This is a genomic window from uncultured Polaribacter sp. (assembly GCF_947503875.1).
Lineage (GTDB): Bacteria > Bacteroidota > Bacteroidia > Flavobacteriales > Flavobacteriaceae > Polaribacter.
In genome coordinates, this window is record NZ_CANNFH010000005.1 from 250,195 (window position 1) to 270,923 (window position 20,729).

The 20,729-nt window shown below is 31.1% G+C and carries 15 protein-coding genes and 1 riboswitch; of the genes, 8 read left to right on the forward strand and 7 right to left on the reverse strand.

The features are described 5' to 3' along the window. The first annotated feature begins 2 nt into the window (after positions 1–2). Positions 3–1,346, forward strand: a complete 1,344-nt coding sequence (locus Q0684_RS10025; RefSeq protein WP_299016111.1) for a TolC family protein — start codon at positions 3–5, stop codon at positions 1,344–1,346. Between the two features lie 65 nt (positions 1,347–1,411). Further along, positions 1,412–1,546, forward strand: coding sequence for a hypothetical protein (locus tag Q0684_RS10030; protein ID WP_299016114.1), 135 nt, complete (start codon positions 1,412–1,414; stop codon positions 1,544–1,546). A gap of 87 nt (positions 1,547–1,633) precedes the next feature. Here the strand turns inward: Q0684_RS10030 and cdaA are convergent, their stop codons facing one another. The 3 genes from cdaA to Q0684_RS10045 form a co-directional block, all read right to left on the reverse strand. Beyond that, positions 1,634–2,410 carry a diadenylate cyclase CdaA gene (cdaA, locus tag Q0684_RS10035; protein WP_299016117.1) on the reverse strand — a complete coding sequence of 259 codons (777 nt, stop codon included), beginning with the start codon at positions 2,408–2,410 and terminating at the stop codon, positions 1,634–1,636. A gap of 309 nt (positions 2,411–2,719) precedes the next feature. Beyond that, the gene (gene folP / locus Q0684_RS10040; protein ID WP_299016120.1) at positions 2,720–3,541 is read right to left on the reverse strand and encodes a dihydropteroate synthase; all 822 of its coding nucleotides are present in this window, start codon (positions 3,539–3,541) and stop codon (positions 2,720–2,722) included. Between the two features lies 1 nt (position 3,542). Then, the gene (locus Q0684_RS10045) at positions 3,543–4,124 is read right to left on the reverse strand and encodes a TIGR00730 family Rossman fold protein (RefSeq protein WP_299016123.1); all 582 of its coding nucleotides are present in this window, start codon (positions 4,122–4,124) and stop codon (positions 3,543–3,545) included. A 90-nt stretch (positions 4,125–4,214) separates the two neighbouring features. On the opposite strand from Q0684_RS10045, the gene Q0684_RS10050 reads away from it, so the two are divergent. Together Q0684_RS10050 and Q0684_RS10055 are read left to right on the forward strand one after the other, a co-directional pair. After that, a complete protein-coding gene (locus Q0684_RS10050) occupies positions 4,215–4,748 on the forward strand; it encodes a DUF1599 domain-containing protein (RefSeq protein ID WP_299016126.1) in 534 nt (177 codons plus the stop codon). A 131-nt stretch (positions 4,749–4,879) separates the two neighbouring features. Beyond that, positions 4,880–5,848 (forward strand): BT_3928 family protein, encoded by a 969-nt coding sequence (locus tag Q0684_RS10055; protein ID WP_299016129.1) that lies wholly within the window; start codon positions 4,880–4,882, stop codon positions 5,846–5,848. Here the strand turns inward: Q0684_RS10055 and Q0684_RS10060 are convergent. Further along, positions 5,843–7,150 carry a voltage-gated chloride channel family protein gene (locus Q0684_RS10060; protein WP_299016132.1) on the reverse strand — a complete coding sequence of 436 codons (1,308 nt, stop codon included), beginning with the start codon at positions 7,148–7,150 and terminating at the stop codon, positions 5,843–5,845. The genes Q0684_RS10055 and Q0684_RS10060 overlap by 6 nt on opposite strands. Before the next feature lie 126 nt (positions 7,151–7,276). On the opposite strand from Q0684_RS10060, the gene Q0684_RS10065 reads away from it, so the two are divergent. Then, entirely contained in the window at positions 7,277–7,978 is a 702-nt protein-coding gene (locus Q0684_RS10065) for a crotonase/enoyl-CoA hydratase family protein (protein ID WP_299016135.1), read from the forward strand. A 400-nt stretch (positions 7,979–8,378) separates the two neighbouring features. Here the strand turns inward: Q0684_RS10065 and metK are convergent, their stop codons facing one another. Then, positions 8,379–9,668, reverse strand: a complete 1,290-nt coding sequence (gene metK / locus Q0684_RS10070) for a methionine adenosyltransferase (protein ID WP_299016138.1) — start codon at positions 9,666–9,668, stop codon at positions 8,379–8,381. Between the two features lie 463 nt (positions 9,669–10,131). Next, a riboswitch (SAM riboswitch) is annotated at positions 10,132–10,256 on the forward strand. A gap of 192 nt (positions 10,257–10,448) precedes the next feature. Here metK and Q0684_RS10075 point away from each other — a divergent pair. The 3 genes from Q0684_RS10075 to Q0684_RS10085 all read left to right on the forward strand — a co-directional run bounded on the left by Q0684_RS10075 (position 10,449) and on the right by Q0684_RS10085 (position 16,473). Beyond that, entirely contained in the window at positions 10,449–11,723 is a 1,275-nt protein-coding gene (locus tag Q0684_RS10075; RefSeq protein ID WP_299016140.1) for an O-acetylhomoserine aminocarboxypropyltransferase/cysteine synthase family protein, read from the forward strand. A gap of 111 nt (positions 11,724–11,834) precedes the next feature. Further along, positions 11,835–15,236 (forward strand): bifunctional aspartate kinase/homoserine dehydrogenase I, encoded by a 3,402-nt coding sequence (thrA, locus tag Q0684_RS10080; protein ID WP_299016142.1) that lies wholly within the window; start codon positions 11,835–11,837, stop codon positions 15,234–15,236. A 76-nt stretch (positions 15,237–15,312) separates the two neighbouring features. Further along, positions 15,313–16,473: an aminotransferase class I/II-fold pyridoxal phosphate-dependent enzyme gene (locus tag Q0684_RS10085; protein ID WP_299016145.1), complete on the forward strand. Its 1,161-nt coding sequence runs from the start codon at positions 15,313–15,315 to the stop codon at positions 16,471–16,473. Between the two features lie 97 nt (positions 16,474–16,570). Here the strand turns inward: Q0684_RS10085 and Q0684_RS10090 are convergent, their stop codons facing one another. Both Q0684_RS10090 and Q0684_RS10095 read right to left on the reverse strand, forming a co-directional pair. Further along, entirely contained in the window at positions 16,571–17,065 is a 495-nt protein-coding gene (locus tag Q0684_RS10090) for a regulatory protein RecX (protein WP_299016424.1), read from the reverse strand. Between the two features lie 78 nt (positions 17,066–17,143). Continuing rightward, positions 17,144–20,623: an efflux RND transporter permease subunit gene (locus Q0684_RS10095; protein WP_299016148.1), complete on the reverse strand. Its 3,480-nt coding sequence runs from the start codon at positions 20,621–20,623 to the stop codon at positions 17,144–17,146. Between the last annotated feature and the right edge of the window lie 106 nt (positions 20,624–20,729).

The following is a 20,729-nucleotide window of genomic DNA, read 5'->3' on the forward strand; positions in this document are numbered from 1 at the left end:
CCATGAAACAGAAGAATGTTATTTTAATTTGTGTTGTTTTTTTAACGAATTTTCAGCTTTTTTCTCAAGAAATTTTAACCAAAGAAGCAGCTTTGGCAATTGCTTTAGAAAATAATTTTGGTGTAAAAATTGCAAATAACAATTTAAAAGTTGCAGAAAATAATACTAGTATTTTAAATAATAGATATTTACCAACAATTAGTTTAAATTCTGGCGCAGATTATAGAAACAACAACCAAAGTTTAACCTTTACAGACAGAGATACTGGTAATGATGCAGAAATTGCTGGAGATGGTATTATTACAAAAAGTTACAATGCTACATTGGGTTTAAATTACACTATTTTTGATGGTTTGGGTAGAAAATACAACTATCAACAACTAAAAGAAACGTACAATCTAACAGAAGTACAAGCAAGAGAAACTATAGAAAACACCTATTTGCAATTGTTTACAAGCTATTTTCAAATTGCACGTTTATCAGAAAATACAGACAATATAAAAGAGGCGTTAACCATTTCTAAACAGCGTTTAAAACGTGCTACTTATCAATATGAATATGGGCAATCTACAAAACTAGAGTTGTTAAATGCACAAGTAGATGTAAATAACGATAGTATTACTTTAATAAACGCAAAACAGCAATTAAGTAATGCAAAACGTGGTTTAAACGTAATTTTAGGAATAGAAAAAGATGTAAATTTTGTGGTAGAAACAGCAGTAGATTTTAATAAAATGCTTGTTTTAGAAGACTTGGAAGAAAAAACAATGCAGAACAACAGTTTGTTATTACAAAATGAAAAAAACATTGCTATAAGTGAATTTAATATTAAAATTAATAAGGCAAATTTTTTACCTGCTTTAAACTTTAACGCTTCTTATGGTTATAACAGAACTGTAAATGAAAATTTAATAAATCCTTTTGGTGCGCGTTTAATAACTTCTGATGGTTTAAATGCTGGTTTAACTTTGTCTTGGAATATTTTTGATGGTGGTGCAACAAAAACAAGAGTTGCCAACGCTAAAATTGCTTTAGAAAATCAGCAAATATTATTGGAGCAACAAAAAGTTACCATTGCAAATAATTTAAAAAATACTTGGGAGAATTACAAGAACCAATTATATATTTTAAAAGCGCAAGAAGCCAACGTTTTAACTACGCAAAATAATTTTGATAGAACCCAAGAACGTTACAAATTGGGGCAGGTAACTTCTATAGAATTTAGGCAAGCGCAAATAAATTTAATTAGTGCAAAAACAGCTTTTAACAACGCAAAATTTGATGCCAAATTAATAGAATTACAGTTGTTACAATTGAGTGGAGATATTATGAATGTAAAATTTTAAAACCTGACTTTTATCATACTACAGCTTATAAAATCAGTTTACTTTTACAGTAAAATTATAAGATTATGAGTTATATAAATTTACCTTTAGTTTCTTGGATAAATGGTACTATTATGATTGGTGTTTTTGCGCTAGTTGTTGTAGGTTTAGTAGTTGCAATATTTTTATTAATGAATAGCGATAAGAAATCTGCAAGCTAATATTTTACTGTATTTATGTAAAAAAAGATAGTTTTGGTTGAAATGTTTGGGCGTTATCTTAAAGTAATTAAAGAACTGATTTTTGCGTTACATTAAATCTTTCTTTAGTTTTTCGTTTAAATTATCGTAGTCTTTATAAAGCACAAAACCACCGTCTTTAATGTAAGAAATTTCTCCTGTTTCTTCAGAAACTAACAAACATACAGCATCTGTTTTTTCAGATACGCCTATGGCAGCTCTATGTCTTAAACCAAATCTTGCTGGTATTTTTGTACTATCAGAAATGGGTAAAACAACTCTTGTAGCTACTATATAATTGTCTCTAATAATTAAGGCGCCATCGTGTAAAGGGCTGTTTTTATAAAAAATACTTTCTAAAAGCGCTACGTTTAAAACAGCGTTCATTTTATCTCCTGTATTTATTAGAAAATCTAAACTATTGGTTCTTTCAATTACAATTAGTGCACCTGTTTTTGTTTTGGCCATTTTTTTACAAGCATTTAAAATAGGCTCAGTATCTATTTCTGTACTTATTTCTGTTTGTAAAAATTTTAATTGTTTTAAAAAACTACGTTTATTGGTAAAATTGGTAGTACCAATCATTAATAAAAACTTACGTATTTCTTGCTGAAACACAATAATTAAGGCAATCACACCTCCTGAAAGTAAATAACCTAAAATACCACTTAGCATTTCCATTTTAAGCGCCTGTGTAATTTTCCAGATAAAGAAAATAAAGGCAATACCAATAACAATATTAATGGCTACTGTTCCTTTTAAAAGTTTGTAAATGTAGTAGAGTAGTGTTGCTACCAACAAAATATCTAATACATCTAACAAAGAAAATTCAATAAAATCGAACATGGAAATGAAGTAACATTTTAGGCTAAAATACTAATAATTATTTTGGAGTACAATATCAATTTAGATTGGTTTTGTTTTTTTGAAGTTTGAAAGTTTGAAAGTTGAAAGTTTAAAAATTAAGGTGGTTTTTACAGAGTTTTATTTTTAGGTTGATGTAAAACATTGCACTTACAATTATGCACCAAGTTGGCAAACATGTTTAGCCCAGATTGAAGCCCTTCGACTACGCTCAGGACAGGCTTTTGTTTGAGCTCTCACGCTTTTGGGCGTGAAGCGAGTGCGTAAAGCTGGATATAGTTTCAAAAAAAATTACAATACCTGATTCACAATTTTTACAGCTTCCATAGCTTCTTTAACATCGTGCACGCGTAAAATATTTGCGCCGTTTAAAAGTGCAATTGTGTTTGCAGAGGTGGTGGCGTTCAGGGCTTCTTGTGCAGAAATATCTAGGGTTTTGTACAACATAGATTTTCTAGAAATACCAGCTAAAATGGGCACATCTAAACTTTTAAAGTGTGCTAAATTTTTTAAAATCTCATAATTGTGTGCAATGGTTTTGCCAAAACCAAAGCCCATATCTATAATAATATCGTTTTGTTTTAGTTGCTGTAATTTGAAGATTTGTTCGGCAAAAAAGGCTATAATTTCTTTATTTACGTCTTTATAAACCGGGTTTTTTTGCATGTTTTGTGGTGTGCCCAACATGTGCATTAAAATATAAGGCACTTGCAATTTAGCAACGGTTTCAAACATATTTTTGTCCATTTTTCCGCCAGAAATATCGTTAATAATAGCTGCACCTGCATGTATGGTTTCTTGGGCAATTTTACTGCGAAAAGTATCTACGGAAAGTATAATTTCTGGGAAATTTTTTACCAATAAATGAATTACAGGCACAATTCTTTGCAGTTCTTCTTCTTGGGTAATGTGTTTTGCTCCTGGTCTAGAAGAATAGGCGCCAACATCTATAAAAGTTGCGCCTTCTGTAAGCATTTTTTCGGTTTGCTGTAAAATGTCTGCTGCGTTTTTATATTTACCACCATCGTAAAAAGAGTCTGGCGTAATGTTTAATATGCCCATTACTTTTGGTGTGCTTAAATCTACAAGTGTTCCTTTACAATTTATGGTCATTTTATTTTACTACTTTGTTAATTACGTGGCTAATTTTTGGGGCTTTGTAGTTGCTCATTTTTTGCATTAATTCGTCTACAGAATTGGCAATAATTAGCAGTTTTTTGTTTATCGGTTTTATGTAACCTTCTGCAATCATTTTATCGATTTGTTGCAACATTGCATCAAAAAAACCATTTATATTTAATAAGCCAACTGGTTTTTGTTCTATCTGTAATTGATTTAAAGTAAGTGCTTCAAAAAGTTCGTCTAAGGTACCAAAACCTCCAGGCAATGTTATGTAGCCGTCTATTAATTTACTCATAATTACTTTACGATCGCTCATTTTGTCGCAAATAATCATTTCTTCCACGCCTGCATGCACAACTTCTTCCTTTTCTAATAATTTAGGAATTACGCCAATAACTTCACCTTTTTGGGATAGAATTGTGTCTGCAATGGCGCCCATCATTCCAATTTTTCCACCACCGTAAACTAAGCCAATATTGTTTTTAGCAAAATAATTACCCAATTCAACGGCAGCTTCTTTGTAAACGGAATTAAAACCTAGGCTAGACCCACAAAAAACAACAACTCTTTTCAAATTACTGGTATTTAAAATTCTTTTGTAAAAATAAAAGAAAAGCCTAGAGTATTTAGTATTTTTGAGCAAATACTTTTTTAATTTAAGAAAATGCAAGATACTGCAAAGCAATATGATGCTGTTATAGCGGAATGTAGAAGTTTATTTATAAATAAAATGAGCGATTATGGAAGCGCGTGGAGAATTTTACGATTGTCATCTTTAACAGACCAAATTTTTATTAAAGCAACTAGAATTAGACAATTGCAAGAAAATGAGGTTAGAAAGGTAGATGAAGGTGAAAAATCTGAATTTATTGGAATTATTAATTATTCGATTATGGCTTTAATTCAGCTAGAAAAAGGTGTTGTAGAAAATCCGGATTTAAATGTTGAAGATGCCACTATTTTGTATGATAAGCATATAAAAATTACAAAAGATTTAATGCTGAATAAAAATCATGATTATGGCGAAGCTTGGAGAGATATGCGTGTTTCTAGCTTAACGGATTTAATTTTACAGAAATTGTTACGCGTAAAACAGATTGAAGATAACAAAGGAAAAACCATTGTTTCTGAAGGAATTGATGCGAATTACCAAGACATGATTAATTATGCGGTTTTTGCGATGATACATTTGGGGTAGGTTAAAAGTAGTAAAGTTAAAAAGTTTGTAATTTAAAAGTTTCAAGTGAAGTTTTTGATTGTTTTAGACTAGAGCCACAAAAATAGCTAATAAGATTATTTTATTATAAATAAGAAAATAACATAACAAACATGATTTTAAAAATACTAGTACAACTTTCAAGAATAATAGTAGGCGCTTTGTTTATTTTTTCGGGCTTTGTAAAATTGGTAGATCCAATTGGTTCACAATACAAGTTTCAAGAATACTTTTCTGAGAGTGTTTTAAATATGGAATTTTTAGTTCCTTATGCATTACCTTTTGCAATTCTTTTAATCATTGCAGAAATTCTTTTGGGTGTTACTATTTTAATTGGTTACAAACCTAAAACTACAGTGTGGAGCCTATTCTTAATTACTTTAATTTTCTTGTTTTTAACTTGGTATTCTGCATATTATAACAAAGTTACAGATTGTGGTTGTTTTGGCGATGCTATAAAATTATCTCCTTGGGAAACCTTCTACAAAAACATAATTTTAATAGCGCTTATATTATTATTGGTTATTAAAGTAAACCTTATTAAACCAATTTTTGGTGGTAAAATAACACAGGCAATTACCTTTTTGTCTTTAGGAGTTTTTCTATTTATTGTGCAACATGTGCTGACGCATTTGCCAATTGTAGATTTTAGAGCTTATGCAGTTGGCAAGAATTTGCAAGAAGGAATGGAATATCCAGCAGATGGCTCAATTCCGCCAGTGCACGATTTTGTTTTAGAAAATGAACAGGAAGATTTAGCGCCAGTACTTTTAGAAAAAGAAAAACTAATGTTGGTAATTGTTTACAATCTAGAAAATGCCAACAAAGAAGGATTTGCCAACATTGAAAATATAACAGACAAAGCCATAGCAAAAGGGTATACAGTTTATGGTGTTTCTGCATCTTTTACAGATGATTTATTGGAAGCAAAAAAAGAGCACGATTTAGCGTTCGATTTTTTGTTTTGTGATGAAACTACATTAAAAACTATGATTCGTGCAAACCCAGGAATTATGGTTTTAAATAAGGGAACAGTTACCCAAAAGAAAAACTGGGTAGACGCAGAAGATATAGAACTATAAAGATTTCTTTTTTCGTTTTTCGGGTATTTCTGTAAGTTGTAAACCTTTTTCATCTTTAAAAAAGAGATGTTTTGGGCTACCAATAAATTGGGAAGCATAAATACTTGAATGCCCAGAAAATAGGTAAGAAGTGGTACATGCCAAGGCAATAAAAACTCCAGATTCTATTCCAAATAATTCAATACCCATAATAGTACAAGCAATTGGTGTGTTTGTTGCTCCTGCAAAAACAGCTACAAAACCCATTCCTGCTAATAAAGGCATTGGTAAAGGTATAAACCAAATTAACACATTACCTAAGGTGGCGCCAATAAAAAATAATGGCGTTACTTCACCACCTTTAAAACCTGCGCCCAAAGTAAAAGAAGTAAATAGTATTTTTAGTAAAAAGTCATAAGAATTCAGGTTGCTATTAAATGCATCTACAATTGTAGGTACACCTAAACCAATGTATTTTGTTGTGTCCATAAAATAAACAGCAACTGCAATTACAATTCCGCCAATTACAGGTCTAAGAGGCGGATAAGAAATGGATTTTTTGAATAATTTACTCCAAAAATGAGTAGATTTAGAAAACAACATACTTGCTAATCCAAAAATAATTCCGGCTAATAATGCCCATAAAATAGCAATAGGTGTTAAGTTTGCTACTTCTGAAATAGTATAATGTGTATGATGAGAAATTTGCCAAACATCACAAAAATAATTGGCAAAAACTGCGGCTAAAAAACTAGGAATAATCGCATCAAAACGCATACGCCCAATAATTAAAACTTCTAAAGCAAAAATAGCACCTGCCAAAGGTGTACCAAATACGGAGGCAAAACCAGCACTAATTCCGCAAATTAAAATAAGTTTTCTATCGAATTTAGAAAGTTTAAAAAGTTTGGTAAATTGGTCTGCAATTGCGGCACCTACTTGCACAGCAGTGCCTTCTCTACCTGCAGAACCGCCAAATAAATGGGTAAGAATTGTGCCTAAAAATACCAAAGGCGCCATTTTAAAAGGAATCACTTTTTTAGGTTCGTGATATTCGTCTAGAATTAAATTGTTTCCTTTAACAACACTTTTACCATAGTAATGATAAGGTAAACCAATTATAAGACCTGCAATGGGTAACAACCAAATAATCCAAATATTGGCTTCTCTATAATTGGTAGCCCATTCTAAAGACCATAAAAATACGGCAGAAGCACTACCTGCAAAAGCACCAATAAGTAAACAGATAAACGTCCATTTTAATAGAAAAAGTAAAGAAAAACTTTGTTCGATAGAGAAAAATAAACCTTTGATTTTATTCATGTTTTGTGTTGATGGGCAAAAATAAACAAATAAAAACAAAGCAGTAATTTATCTGCTGATTGGATTTTATAGAATACAATTCAAGTTTTTTAATTTATCTTGTAGCAAAATCAAAAAATAGATCGCATGAATTTACTTGTCACATATCAATCTGAAGAAAAATATGCAATAATTACCATAAATAATGGAAAGGCAAATGCAATTTCTCATGAAGTAATTGAAGGCTTACATATTGCGTTAGACAAAGCTGCCAAAGAAAATAAGGTCGTAATTATTACTGGACAATCTGGTATTTTTTCTGCTGGATTTGATTTAAAAGTGATGACAAAATCGCCAGAATCTGCAAAAGAATTGGTTACAAAAGGTTCTCAATTGTCTTTAAAAATGTTGTCTTTTCCACAGCCAATTATTATAGCTTGTTCAGGACATGCAATTGCCAAAGGTGCCTTTTTACTACTTTCTGCAGATTATAGAATTGGTGTAAAAGGCGACTTTAAAATAGGCTTTAATGAAGTGCAAATTGGTATGACCATGCACAATGCAGGAATTGCCATTGCAAAAGCACGTTTAAGCGAAGTGTATTTAAATAGAAGTGTAGTGAATTCAGAAATTTACAATCCTGAACAAGCTGTAAATGCTGGTTTTTTAGATTTGGTAGTGGAAGAAACACATGTATTACCAACTGCAATTAAAGTCGCAGAAATGTTTTCTACATTAAACAAAAAAGCACATGCAGCAACAAAATTGAAAGTAAGAAAGCAACATTTATTAGATTTGGAAAAGGCGATAGCTTTAGACCTAGAAAGTGATATTTCGATAAATTCGTAAATTCTACGGCTATTCATTTCCTTCCGACTGAAAGGAGAAAAAACTAAAAATATTAATTTTTTTAAAAAAAGAGTGTCTAAAAAGAAACTAATTTTGATTAAAACGCAGTGGAGCCGAAAAATCTATTTAGGTAAAACTTATCGTTTAGGTTTCTCTATAAAGAAATGACAACTAGAAAGTAATTTGCTAATCTTCTAACGATTTCGACAAGCTCAATCTGACTTCCGTAGTTTGAATTTAATGTTTTGTTTTATGATTGAGAAGTAGAAATATTTTTTGATAGAAAAGATTTTTACTAGTTCTCGACTGCGCTGGAACTCATATTTAAGTAATATTTATAAACAAAAAAACCTTTAAAATTAAATTTTAAAGGGTTTTTGAATACTTTATTTCAAAAAAATTATAGTGAGAATGCTGCTTTAATTTTGTCTACATAATCTAATTTTTCCCAAGTAAAGGTTTCTACTTCTTCAGAAACGGTCTCTCCCATTGGGTTTGTAAATGTTACTGTTTTTATTTCTGGTGTTCTTCCCATATGTCCATAAGCTGCAGTTTCAGAATAAATAGGCGTTCTTAATTTTAAACGTTGCTCTATAAAATAAGGACGCATATCAAAAATTGCTTCTACTTTTTTACTAATTTCTCCATCAGTTAAATTTACGGTTGAAGTTCCATAAGTTTCTACATTTATACTTGTAGGTTTGGCAACACCAATAGCATAAGAAACTTGTACTAAAACTTCTTTACACAAACCTGCAGCAACTAAGTTTTTAGCAATATGTCTGGTTGCATAAGCGCCAGATCTATCTACTTTACTAGGATCTTTACCAGAAAATGCGCCTCCACCATGCGCACCTTTACCACCATAAGTATCTACAATAATTTTTCTACCAGTTAAACCAGCATCTCCATGAGGTCCTCCAATTACAAAAACGCCAGTTGGGTTTATGTGATAGGTAATACTATCTGTAAATAATTTTTGAAGTTCTTCTGGAAGTTTTGCAACCATTCTAGGAATTAAAATAGTTTTTATATCAGAATTAATTTTTGCTAACATCTTATCTTCTGCAATCTTTTTATCTTCCTTACTTTCTGTTGTAGGCTTAATAAAATCGTCATGCTGTGTAGAAATTACAATGGCATCTATTCTTTGTGGTACATTATCATCAGAATACTCAATAGTTACTTGAGATTTTGCATCTGGTCTTAAATAGGTAATTTCTTTATTTTCTCTTCTTAAAAGCGCCAATTCAATTAACAATCTGTGAGACAATTCTAATGCTAAAGGCATGTAGTTTTCAGTTTCATCTGTTGCATAACCAAACATCATACCTTGGTCTCCAGCTCCTTGTTCTTCTGGAGAAGAACGATCTACACCTTGATTTATATCTGGAGATTGTTCGTGGATTGCAGACAAAACGCCACAAGAATTTCCATCAAACATATATTCGCTTTTTGTGTAACCAATTTTGTTTATTACATCTCTTGCAATTTGCTGAACATCTAAATATGTATTTGAGTTTACTTCACCAGCTAAAACCACTTGCCCAGTTGTAACTAAAGTTTCACAAGCTACTTTACTAGACTTATCAAAAGCTAAAAAATTATCAATTAAAGCATCAGAAATTTGGTCTGCAACTTTATCTGGGTGTCCTTCAGAAACACTTTCTGAGGTAAATAAATATGACATAAAATTATTCTTTTATATTAAATGTTATTCAAATTTTTATTGAATTGAAATTGGGTGAAAAAGGTAAACAGATTGCGTTGGTCGCCAAAAGAAGTAGATGCTTACTGCTTTAGCATTTTATCCTAAACTTGTTTTGGTATCTTTTAAAGTAATACCTTAATATAGTAAAGGGTGCAGAAATTAATCTAGCACGAGAGGTTGCAATCAGTTCAAATTTTTCCTCTTAATTGATTGCAAAGTTACGTTTTAAAATGAAATACAAATATTTTTTTGTTATAATTATTTCTGATGGTGTTATCAATTAAATAGTTTTAAGTAACTTTTAATTGTATCTAAATGGTTGTTTAGTATTTAGATTTGATTTTAAACTAGTTTTTGATTATAGAAAAAAGTGAAGTTTTATTTGGATTTTAATTTTTTCTATAACTATATTTGCACTCACAAAGTTCAATAACTTATTGAAATGTTATCAAGAAAGGCAGAGGGATTAGACCCATTGAAGCCTTAGCAACCCTTTTTGTGAGGAAAAGAAGGTGCTAAATTCTACTTAATTTCAGATTCATTTATCGGAAATTGGATAGATAACTCAAAAACAATTGCTTTTCGCTGTAATTGTTAAATTCTTAATAACATTTTTCTAGTAAGTCCATCAATATAAAATTGATGTATTTGACTTTTGTTTTAATCTCAAATTGTATCAAAATATAAAAATTTTGATGCTTTTGAAAAATGGAATTCCTGTAAAACAGGAGCTTTAATTAACTCAAAAAAAATAGAAAAATGAGTACACACAAATTAGCAACTAACGCGTTGCATGCAGGACACGATGTAACTACAAATGGAGGTGCTAGAGCAGTGCCTATTTACCAATCTACAGCTTATGTTTTTAACAATTCAGAACATGCTGCAAACTTATTTTCTTTAAAAGAATTAGGTTTTATTTACACCCGTTTAAACAACCCAACAAATCAAATTTTACAAGATCGTTTGGCAGCTGTAGAAGGTGGTATTGGTGCCGTAGTTTTTGCATCTGGTACAGCAGCAATTTCTACAGGTTTAATGACGCTTTTAAAAGCAGGAGATCATATAGTAGCCTCTAGTAGTTTGTATGGAGGAACGTATAATTTATTAAGTGTTACTTTACCAAGATTTGGCATTACAACTACATTTGTAGATGCTTCTGATCCAGAAAATTTTGGAAAAGCTGTACAAGAAAATACAAGAGCTGTTTTTGTAGAATCTTTAGGTAACCCAAAATTAGATGTATTAGATTTAGAAGCAATATCTGCACAGGCTAAAAAAGCAGAAGTACCTTTTATTGTAGACAATACAGTGGCAACTCCATCTTTATTAAACCCAATAAAACATGGTGCAGATTTAGTAATTCATTCTTTAACTAAATATATTGCTGGTCAAGGTACTTCTTTAGGAGGTGCAATTATTGATGCAGGAACTTTTAATTGGGCAAATGGAAAATTCCCAGAATTTACAGAACCATCTGCAGGTTACCATGGTTTAAAATATTACGAAACTTTAGGAGCAGCATCTTTTGTTTTTAAATTAATTTTAGAAGGATTACGTGATTTTGGTGGAGCATTAAGTCCAACAAACGCATTTAATATCATTCAAGGTTTAGAAACATTGCCTGTTAGAATTCAAAAACACTCAGAAAATGCATTGGCATTGGCAGAATGGTTAGAGCAACAAGAGGAAGTTGCTTGGGTAAATTATCCAGGTTTGGCTAGCAATAAATACAAAACGTTATCTGATAAATATTTACCAAAAGGACAAAGTGGAATTGTAACTTTTGGACCAAAAGGAGGTTTTGAAGCGGCAAAAACAATTGCAGATAAAACAAAATTATTCTCTTTATTAGCTAATATTGGAGACACAAAATCGTTAATTATTCACCCAGCAAGTACAACACACCAACAATTAGATGAAGCAGAGCAAGCAAGCGCTGGTGTTTCTCAAGATTTAATTAGATTGTCTGTTGGTATAGAAGATTTAGAAGATTTAAAAGCTGATTTAAAAGCATCTTTTTCTGAAATATAATTGATATGAAACTGTCATTTTGAGCGAAATGAAATGGAGTCGAAAAATCTTATTTTTTAGATTTCTCCACAAGGTCGAAATGACAGATTAATTTAAACATTTGTAAATTAATTGAAAGACCAACTACAACATATCAAAATAAAAAATTTCACTACAGAGGCAAGTGCAACTATAGCTGAACTAAATTTGAGTTATCAGGTTTTTGGGCAAGCATTAGGTACAGCTCCTATTATTTTAATAAACCATGCACTTACTGGTAATAGTGAAGTTGGTGGTGATAAAGGTTGGTGGTTAGATATTGTTGGAGAAAAAAAAGCAATTGATACAAATGTGTATACAATTCTTTCTTTTAACATTCCAGGTAATGGTTTTGATGGTTTTTTAATTGATAATTACAAAGATTTTATTGCTAGAGATATTGCAAAAATATTTTTAGAAGGTTTGTCTATTTTAAAAATCGATAAACTTTTTGCTTTAATTGGTGGTTCTTTAGGAGGCGGCATTGCATGGGAAATGATGGTGCTAAACAATAAGTTTACCCAACATTTTTTACCAATTGCAACCGATTGGAAATCTACAGATTGGTTAATTGCCAATTGCCAAATTCAAGAACAATTTTTGGTAAATTCTAGCAATCCTGTGCATGATGCACGTATGCACGCCATGTTGTGTTACAGAACACCAGAATCTTTTAAAGAACGTTTTAAGCGTTCTAAAAGAGAAGATTCAGATATTTTTAATGTAGAAAGTTGGTTGTTGCATCATGGTAAATCTTTGCAAGAACGCTATCAACTGTCTTCATATAAATTAATGAATCAATTATTAAAAACTATTGATGTAACTATTGGTGGAGAAAAATCTGAAAACATTTTAGATAAAATTGATGCTAACATTCATATTATAGGTGTTGATTCTGATTTATTTTTTACAGCTGAAGAAAATAGAGAAACGCATAAAAAATTGGCGTTAACAAAAGATAATGTCACCTACAACGAAATAAATTCGGTACATGGGCATGATGCTTTTTTAATGGAATATGACCAGTTAGAAAAAATTATTGGACCTATTTTTAATAAAGATTACAGAGAAAATAAAATGAAAATTTTAAAATTTGGTGGCAAATCATTAGCAAATGGTAAAGGTTTACAAAATGCCATAGAAATTATAGTTGATAAACACAAAAACGGAGATAAAATAGCCATTGTGGCTTCTGCTAGAGGAAATGCTACAAACGAATTAGAGGCTATTTTAAACCTTGCCAGTAGTAAGAAAGACTATAAACTAAAGTTTGAAGCATTTAAAAAAGACCAGCAACTGCCAAATATTGCCATAAATTTTGATGAAGAATTTACCAAATTACAAACTATTTTTGAAGGTGTTTCTTTATTAGGAGATTATAGTAACAAAATAAAAGATGAGGTTTTAGCACAAGGCGAATTGTTAGCCGTAAAATTACTAGCAAGTCTATTAGAAAAAGAAGGTATTAATGCAAATGCTGTAGATGCAAGAGCATTAATAATTACAGATGATAATTTTGGAAATGCACAACCAATTACTGCAGTTTCCAAAGAAAATACAAATAGATATTTTAAGAAAAACAAGAATGCAATAGCTGTTGTAACCGGTTTTATTGCTGCTAATAAAAAAGGAGAAACTACAACTTTAGGTAGAAATGGAAGTAATTATACTGCAGCATTATTAGCAAATTATTTAGATGCAGAAGAATTGCAAAATTATACCCATGTTAGTGGTATTTATACTGCAAATCCAGATTTGGTTGCAGATGCAAAAAAAATAGCACAATTGTCTTTTTCTGAAGCCAATGAATTGGCAAATTTTGGTGCTACTATTTTACATGCCAAAACCATTATTCCGCTTTTAGAAAAAAATATAGATCTTAGAATTTTAAATACATTTCACAAAGAAGATCAAGGTACTTTAATTACTGCAGCATCTTCTACAAAAGGCATCAAATCCATTTCAACATTAGATAATGTTGCACTTTTAAATTTTGAAGGAAGAGGTTTATTGGGTAAAGTTGGGGTAGATGCTAGAATTTTTAAGGTATTAAGTAATAAAAACATTAGTGTAAGTATAATTTCTCAAGGTTCATCAGAAAGAGGTATTGGTTTAATTATAGATGCAGATAGGGCATCAGAAGCTGTTTTAGCTTTAGAAAACGAGTTTGAAAACGACTTTTATTCGCAAGATGTAAATCAGATTTCTGTGGTTAAAAATGTGGCCGTAATTTCTATTATTGGGCAAGATTTAAGTGAATTTCACTTACCATACAATGCATTAATTAAAAACCAAATTGTACCTGTTTTATTTAACAATACAGTAACTGGTAAAAATGTAAGTTTAGTAGTTAAAAAAGAAGAATTACCAAAGGCTGTAAATGTAATTCATGGTCAGGTTTTTGGAGTTACAAAGAAAATAAATATTGCCATTTTTGGTAAAGGTTTGGTTGGAGGTACATTAATTGACCAAATTATAGAAAATACGCCTTCTGTTTTAGAGCGAAGAAAACTACAGCTGAATGTTTTTGCTGTAGCAAACTCTAAAAAAGTGTTGCTACGTAAAAACGGATTAGATAAAAATTGGGAACAAGATTTATTAGCATCAGGTAGTGAAAATTGTTCAATATCAGACATTATAGCGTTTGCAGAAAAACATCATTTTGAGAATTTAATTGCTGTAGATAATACTGCAAGTTCAAAGTTTGTAGCCAATTATATTCCTTTAATAGCAGCTGGTTTCGATTTGGTTTCTTGTAATAAAATAGCAAATACGCTATCTTTTGATTTTTACAAAGAAGTAAGAGCAAAATTAAAAGCATATAAAAAGCAATATTTGTACGAAACTAATGTGGGTGCAGGTTTGCCTTTAATAGATACAATTAGGTTATTGCATGAATCTGGAGAAAATATCACTAAAATAAGAGGTGTTTTCTCAGGAAGTTTAAGTTATTTATTTAATAATTTTTCTGAAAAAAACGAACCATTCTCGAAAGTTTTACAAGAAGCCATAGACAAAGGGTTTACAGAGCCAGATCCAAGAGAAGATTTAGGTGGTAATGATGTTGCTAGAAAGCTATTAATTTTAGCAAGAGAATTAGAATTGGAAAATGAATTGGATGAAGTGGCTATTAAAAATTTGATTCCAGAACATTTAAGAGACGGTTCTGCTGCTGATTTCTTAACAAAGCTAGCCTTGTTAAATGACGAATATCAGCAAATAAAAGAAGCGCAAAAACCAAATCATGTTTTGCGTTATATTGGAGAATTAAGTGGAGATTTATCTAAAAATAAAGGTATTTTAGAGGTGAAATTGGTTTCCACAGAAAAAAACACACCATTAGGCTCTTTAAAAGGATCTGATGCAATTTTTGAGATTTATACAGAATCTTATGGAGAACAACCCATTGTAATACAGGGAGCAGGAGCAGGAGCAAGTGTTACTGCAAGAGGTGTTTTTGGAGATATTTTAAGATTAGCAAAACATAACAACTAAAAGTGGTTTTTAGTTTATGGTTGTTGGTTATTTGTAAATGCCATCAATCAAAAACTATCAACCAAAAACCATAATAATGAGCAAACATTTTGAAACAGACGCGATTAGAAATCAAACAGAAAGAACACAGTTTTCTGAGCATTCTACACCATTATATTTAACATCAAGTTTTGTTTTTGAAGATGCAGAAGAGATGCGCGCTTCCTTCGCAGAAGAAAAGCAGCGAAATTTATACAGTAGATTTACCAATCCCAATACTACAGAATTTACAGAAAAAATTGTAAAAATGGAAGGTGCAGAGGCAGGTTATGCTTTTGCTACTGGTATGTCTTCTATATTTTCAACTTTTGCAGCTTTATTAAATGCAGGAGATCATGTAGTTTCTTGTCGTTCTGTTTTTGGTTCTACACATTCTATGTTTACCAAATATTTACCAAAATGGAATATAGAAACTTCTTATTTTAAGGTTGATGAGGTTGCTCTAGTAGAAAGTTTAATTCAAAAAAACACAAAAATTCTTTACATAGAAACGCCTACAAATCCTGCTGTAGATATTTTAGATTTAGAATTAATAGGTAAAATCGCTAAAAAACACAACTTAATTTATATTGTAGATAATTGTTTTGCAACGCCTTATGTACAGCAACCTATAAAATTTGGTGCAGATTTAGTAATTCATTCTGCAACAAAATTAATAGATGGGCAAGGTAGAGTTTTAGGAGGTATAACTGTTGGTAAAGCAGATTTGTTAAGAGAAATATATTTGTTTGCAAGAAATACAGGGCCTGCAATGTCTCCTTTTAACGCCTGGGTTTTATCTAAAAGTTTAGAAACTTTAGCAGTAAGAGTAGAAAAACATTGTGAAAATGCGTTAAAGGTTGCTGAATTTTTAGAATCGCATGAAAAGGTTGAGTTTGTAAAATATCCTTTTTTAAAATCACATCCTCAATATGAAGTTGCTAAGAAACAAATGAAATTGGGTGGTAATATTGTTGCTTTTGAAATTAAAGGCGGTATAGAGGCTGGAAGAACTTTTTTAAATAAAATAAAAATGTGCTCGTTATCTGCAAATTTAGGCGATACAAGAACTATTGTTACACATCCGTCTTCTACTACTCATGGGCGTTTGTCTGAAGAAGACCGTTTAGAAGTTGGTATTACCAAAGGTTTGGTTAGAGTTTCTGTAGGTTTAGAAAATGTAGCAGATATTATTGCAGATTTAAAGCAAGCTTTGTAATAAGTATTCGAGTAAACGTGAAAAACCGTAAGTTTCAATTACTTTTTATGTTTGATCTATTCTTGCAGAAAAGCAGTTACTAAGTTTAAAATTATAGCTATTTATTACTAATATTAGCAGTAGTTTCTTCTACAACCTTGTAAATTAATTCACTTTCAAAGCCTTTGCGCATTAAAAAATCGATGAGTTTGCGTTTTCGTTTGTAAAGATTAGGTTCACTAATTACCTCGTTTCTGTTTTCTGTAATGGTATAAATAGTGCTAATATAATCCTGCTCGTCAATTTCTTTTAGTGCAGTTTTAATGTTGTAAGCAGAAATATCTTTAAATTTTAATTCTCTAACAATGCGTTGTTTTCCCCATTTTTTAATGCGGAATTTTCCTCGTGCAAAACTCTTTGCAAAACGCTCTTCGTTTAAAAAATTATCTTTCATTAAATCTAAAAGAATCATTTCTTGGGCTTCTGGTATTAAATCATAATCGCGCATTTTTTGTGCTACCTCTTTATGACAGCGATCTTGATAGATGCAATATTGCTCTATTTTTCTTTTGATTTCGTTTACCGTAAAAACTTTCTTCTTTTTCTGAAACATTACTTCAAACATACAAAAAAGGTTGAAATCTTTGTGATTTCAACCTTTAACATTTTTAATAAATTAAACTTGATTATTTTATAAAGTTTCTATTTTTGTATTTAATTGACCTTTTAATCTCATTTTAAACTTAGTTATTAAGTAGAATAAAATAGGTACCACAATTAAGGTTAAAAAGGTTGCAATTAATAAACCATAAATTACAGTTTTTGCTAATGGGCCCCAAAAGATAACGTTGTCTCCTCCAATGTAAAAATTGGCATCAAACTCACTAAACAATGTAAAAAAGTTAATATTTAAACCAATTGCTAACGGAATTAAACCTAAAATGGTAGTAATTGCTGTTAATAAAACGGGTCTTAAACGTGCTTTACCTGCTCTTACAACACAGTCGTATAATTCATCTAAAGGTAAAAATTGTGTTTCATCTAAATTTAGATTTTCTTTTCTTCTATCTATTAAAAGTTGTGCATAATCTAAGAGTACCACACCGTTATTTACTACAATTCCTGCGAGAGATATAATTCCCATCATCGTCATCATAATAACAAAAGAACTACCAGTTAAAACAATACCACCAAAAACTCCAATAAAGCTTAAGAAAATAGCAATCATTATAATAGTTGGTTTTGATACGGAGTTGAATTGGAAAATCAAGATAAAAAAGATTAGTCCTAAGCCTTTAAAGAAAGCGCCGCCTAAAAAGGCTTGTTGCTTGTTTTGTTCTTCAATTTGTCCTGTATAATCTATTTTTATATTATCAGAAATGCCGTCATAATTTTTCATTTCTGCTTTAATTTGATTTACCACAGCAGCAGCATCTACATAACCAGGTGCTAATTGAGAATATACGGTTACCACACGTTTGGTATCTCTGTGTTTTATAGCACTAAAACCAGAACTGTTACTTTGCTTTGCAATTGCAGAAATAGGTATTGCTTTTACTTGCCCTGTATTGTCTCTAAACGTTATTTTCTGATTAAACAAAGCACTTTTGTCATATCTAGTGTCTTCATTAAAACGCACATTAATATCATAATCGTCTCCATCTTCTTTATAAATACCAGCTTTTGCACCAAAAATAGCATTACGCAATTGTTGCCCAACTTGCCCAGTTGCCACACCTAATTCTCCTGCTTTTTTACGATCTACAATTACCTTCATAGACGGTTTGTCTTTGTTTACGTCTATTTTTAGTTCGTCTACACCAGGTACATTTCTAGTGTTTACAAAAACACGCATTTTTTCTGCGGCAACAATTAATTCTTCATAATCTTCACCTTCTAATTCTATATTAATTGGTGCGCCTGTTGGTGGTCCATTTGCATCTTTTTCAACAGAAATTAATACCCCAGGATAAATACCTGTTAAGGCAGTTTGCACTTTTTGTCTTAGCACTTCACTATCTTGTCCTCGTCTGTATTTGTATTGACGCATAGAAGCCGTAATTTTTCCTTTGTGCGGCATTTCTGCAGCAGAACCACCATCTGTTTGCGGATTTCCTGCACCTTCACCAACTTGAGAAACCGAACTTTCTACTAAAAAATTATAATCACCATCCATATAAACATCTTCATTTAAAACGCTGGCAACTTTTTGTTCTATTTCTTTGGTAATTTTATTGGTTTCTACAATATCTGTTCCTTGTGGATATTCAATATAAACCACTACTTGATTTGGTTTGTTGTCTGGGAAAAATTCGATTTTGGTTCTTTGAATGTTACAAGAATAAACGAAAGCGCTCATTGAACCTATCAACAAGAAAAAAGAGGCAAAACTAATTCCAAAAGGTCTCCAAGTTTTTAACGATGCTTTTAAAATTCTTTCATAGAAGTTTTCTAAACTGACTAAGGTGTTTTTCTGAAAGTAATTTGCGGCTTTTCTTAAGATTAATCTGTATACCCAAAGCATTACAGCCGTAAATACCATTACAGAACCTAATCCTCTATATTCGCCACCAAAAACTAAAATTAGAATTCCAATAAAGGCAACTATAGACGATATGATTATGATCCTTTTTAAAGGCATGTCTTTGTCTTCAGTGGTCATAAACTGAGAAACTAAGACCGAGTTAAAGAAAATAGCTACCACTAAAGAAGATCCTAAAACTACAGAAAGTGTAATTGGGAAATAAATCATAAATTGGCCAAAAAGACCAGGCCATAACCCTAAAGGAACAAAGGCAGCCACTGTAGTTGCTGTAGAAATTATAATTGGATATGCAATTTCGCCAATTCCTTTTTTAGCGGCTTCAACTCTAGAGAGACCTTCTTCGTCCATTAAACGATATACGTTTTCTACAACCACAATTCCATTATCTACCAACATTCCCAGTCCCATAATTAATCCGAAAAGAATCATGGTATTTAAGGTATAACCCATTGCGCCTAAAATCATTAAAGACATAAACATAGACATAGGAATTGCAAAACCTACAAATAATGCATTTTTAAAACCTAAAAAGAACATTAAAACGGTTACTACCAATATAATTCCAAAGATGATGTTGTTTACCAAATCATCTACTTGTCCAATTGTTTTGTCTGATAAATCGTTTGTAATGGAAACCTCTAAGTTAGAAGGAAAATAGTTTTCTTTTGCTTTAGCAACAATAACTTTTACCTGATCTGCAGCAGCAACCATGTTTTTACCCGCACGTTTTTTAACGTCTAACATTACCACTTGTTTGCCATCTTTTCTAGCAAATGTAGTTTTGTCTTTTTCTCTAAAAGAAACAGTTGCCACATCTTTTAAATAGATAGCACTTCCTTTTTCAGATTTAATAACAAAGTCTTCTAATTCTTCTGGTTTTTCTATTTCTCCTAAAATTCTAATGGTTCTTCTTTGGCCGCTTGCAATTAAATTACCGGCAGAAGAAGTCATGTTACCATTTTGTATGGCGCCAACAATATCATTAAAGCTTACTTCCATAGCCATCATTTTATAAATGTCTACGGCAATTTCTACTTCTTTGTCTTGCACACCTCTAATATCTGCTTGTTTTACTTGTTCTAAATCTTCAATATCATCTTGTAAATACTCTGCAAATTCTTTTAATTTTTGAAGCGGAAAATCTCCAGAAATATTAATATTTAAAAAAGGTACTTCTTCAGAAATACTTAAATCAAAGGCATTGGGATCTACTTTTGCGCCATTAAATGTTGGCCAATCTTCAGATGCTTTTTCGGTGTCTAATTTGTCTTTTACACGTTGTTTGGCAACTTCAACATCCATATCATCTTCAAATTCTACAATAATCATAGAATAATCTTCTTGTGAGGTTGATGTAATTTCTACCAAACCACTGAGTCCTTTTAATTGGTCTTCTAAAGGATCTGTAATTAGTTTTTCTATATCTTCTGCGGTATTACCAGGATATAAAGTACTAATGTAAATTTTGGTTTCTTTTATTTCCGTAAAATCTTCTCTTGGCATACTAAAATAAGCAGACATACCTAGTGCAAGAATTAAGAAAATTAAAACATACATAGTGGTTTTATTAGAAATAGCCCACGAGGATAGTTTAAATTCTTTATCGGTTTTTTTGTTGTTAGTCATTAGTCTTTGGTCTTTAGTCTTTAGAGCTTTTCTATAGACATTAGTTATTTGTTAAATATTTTCTTAAACCTGCTATCATTTTAGATAGTTTAGTAAGTTGTAAGCT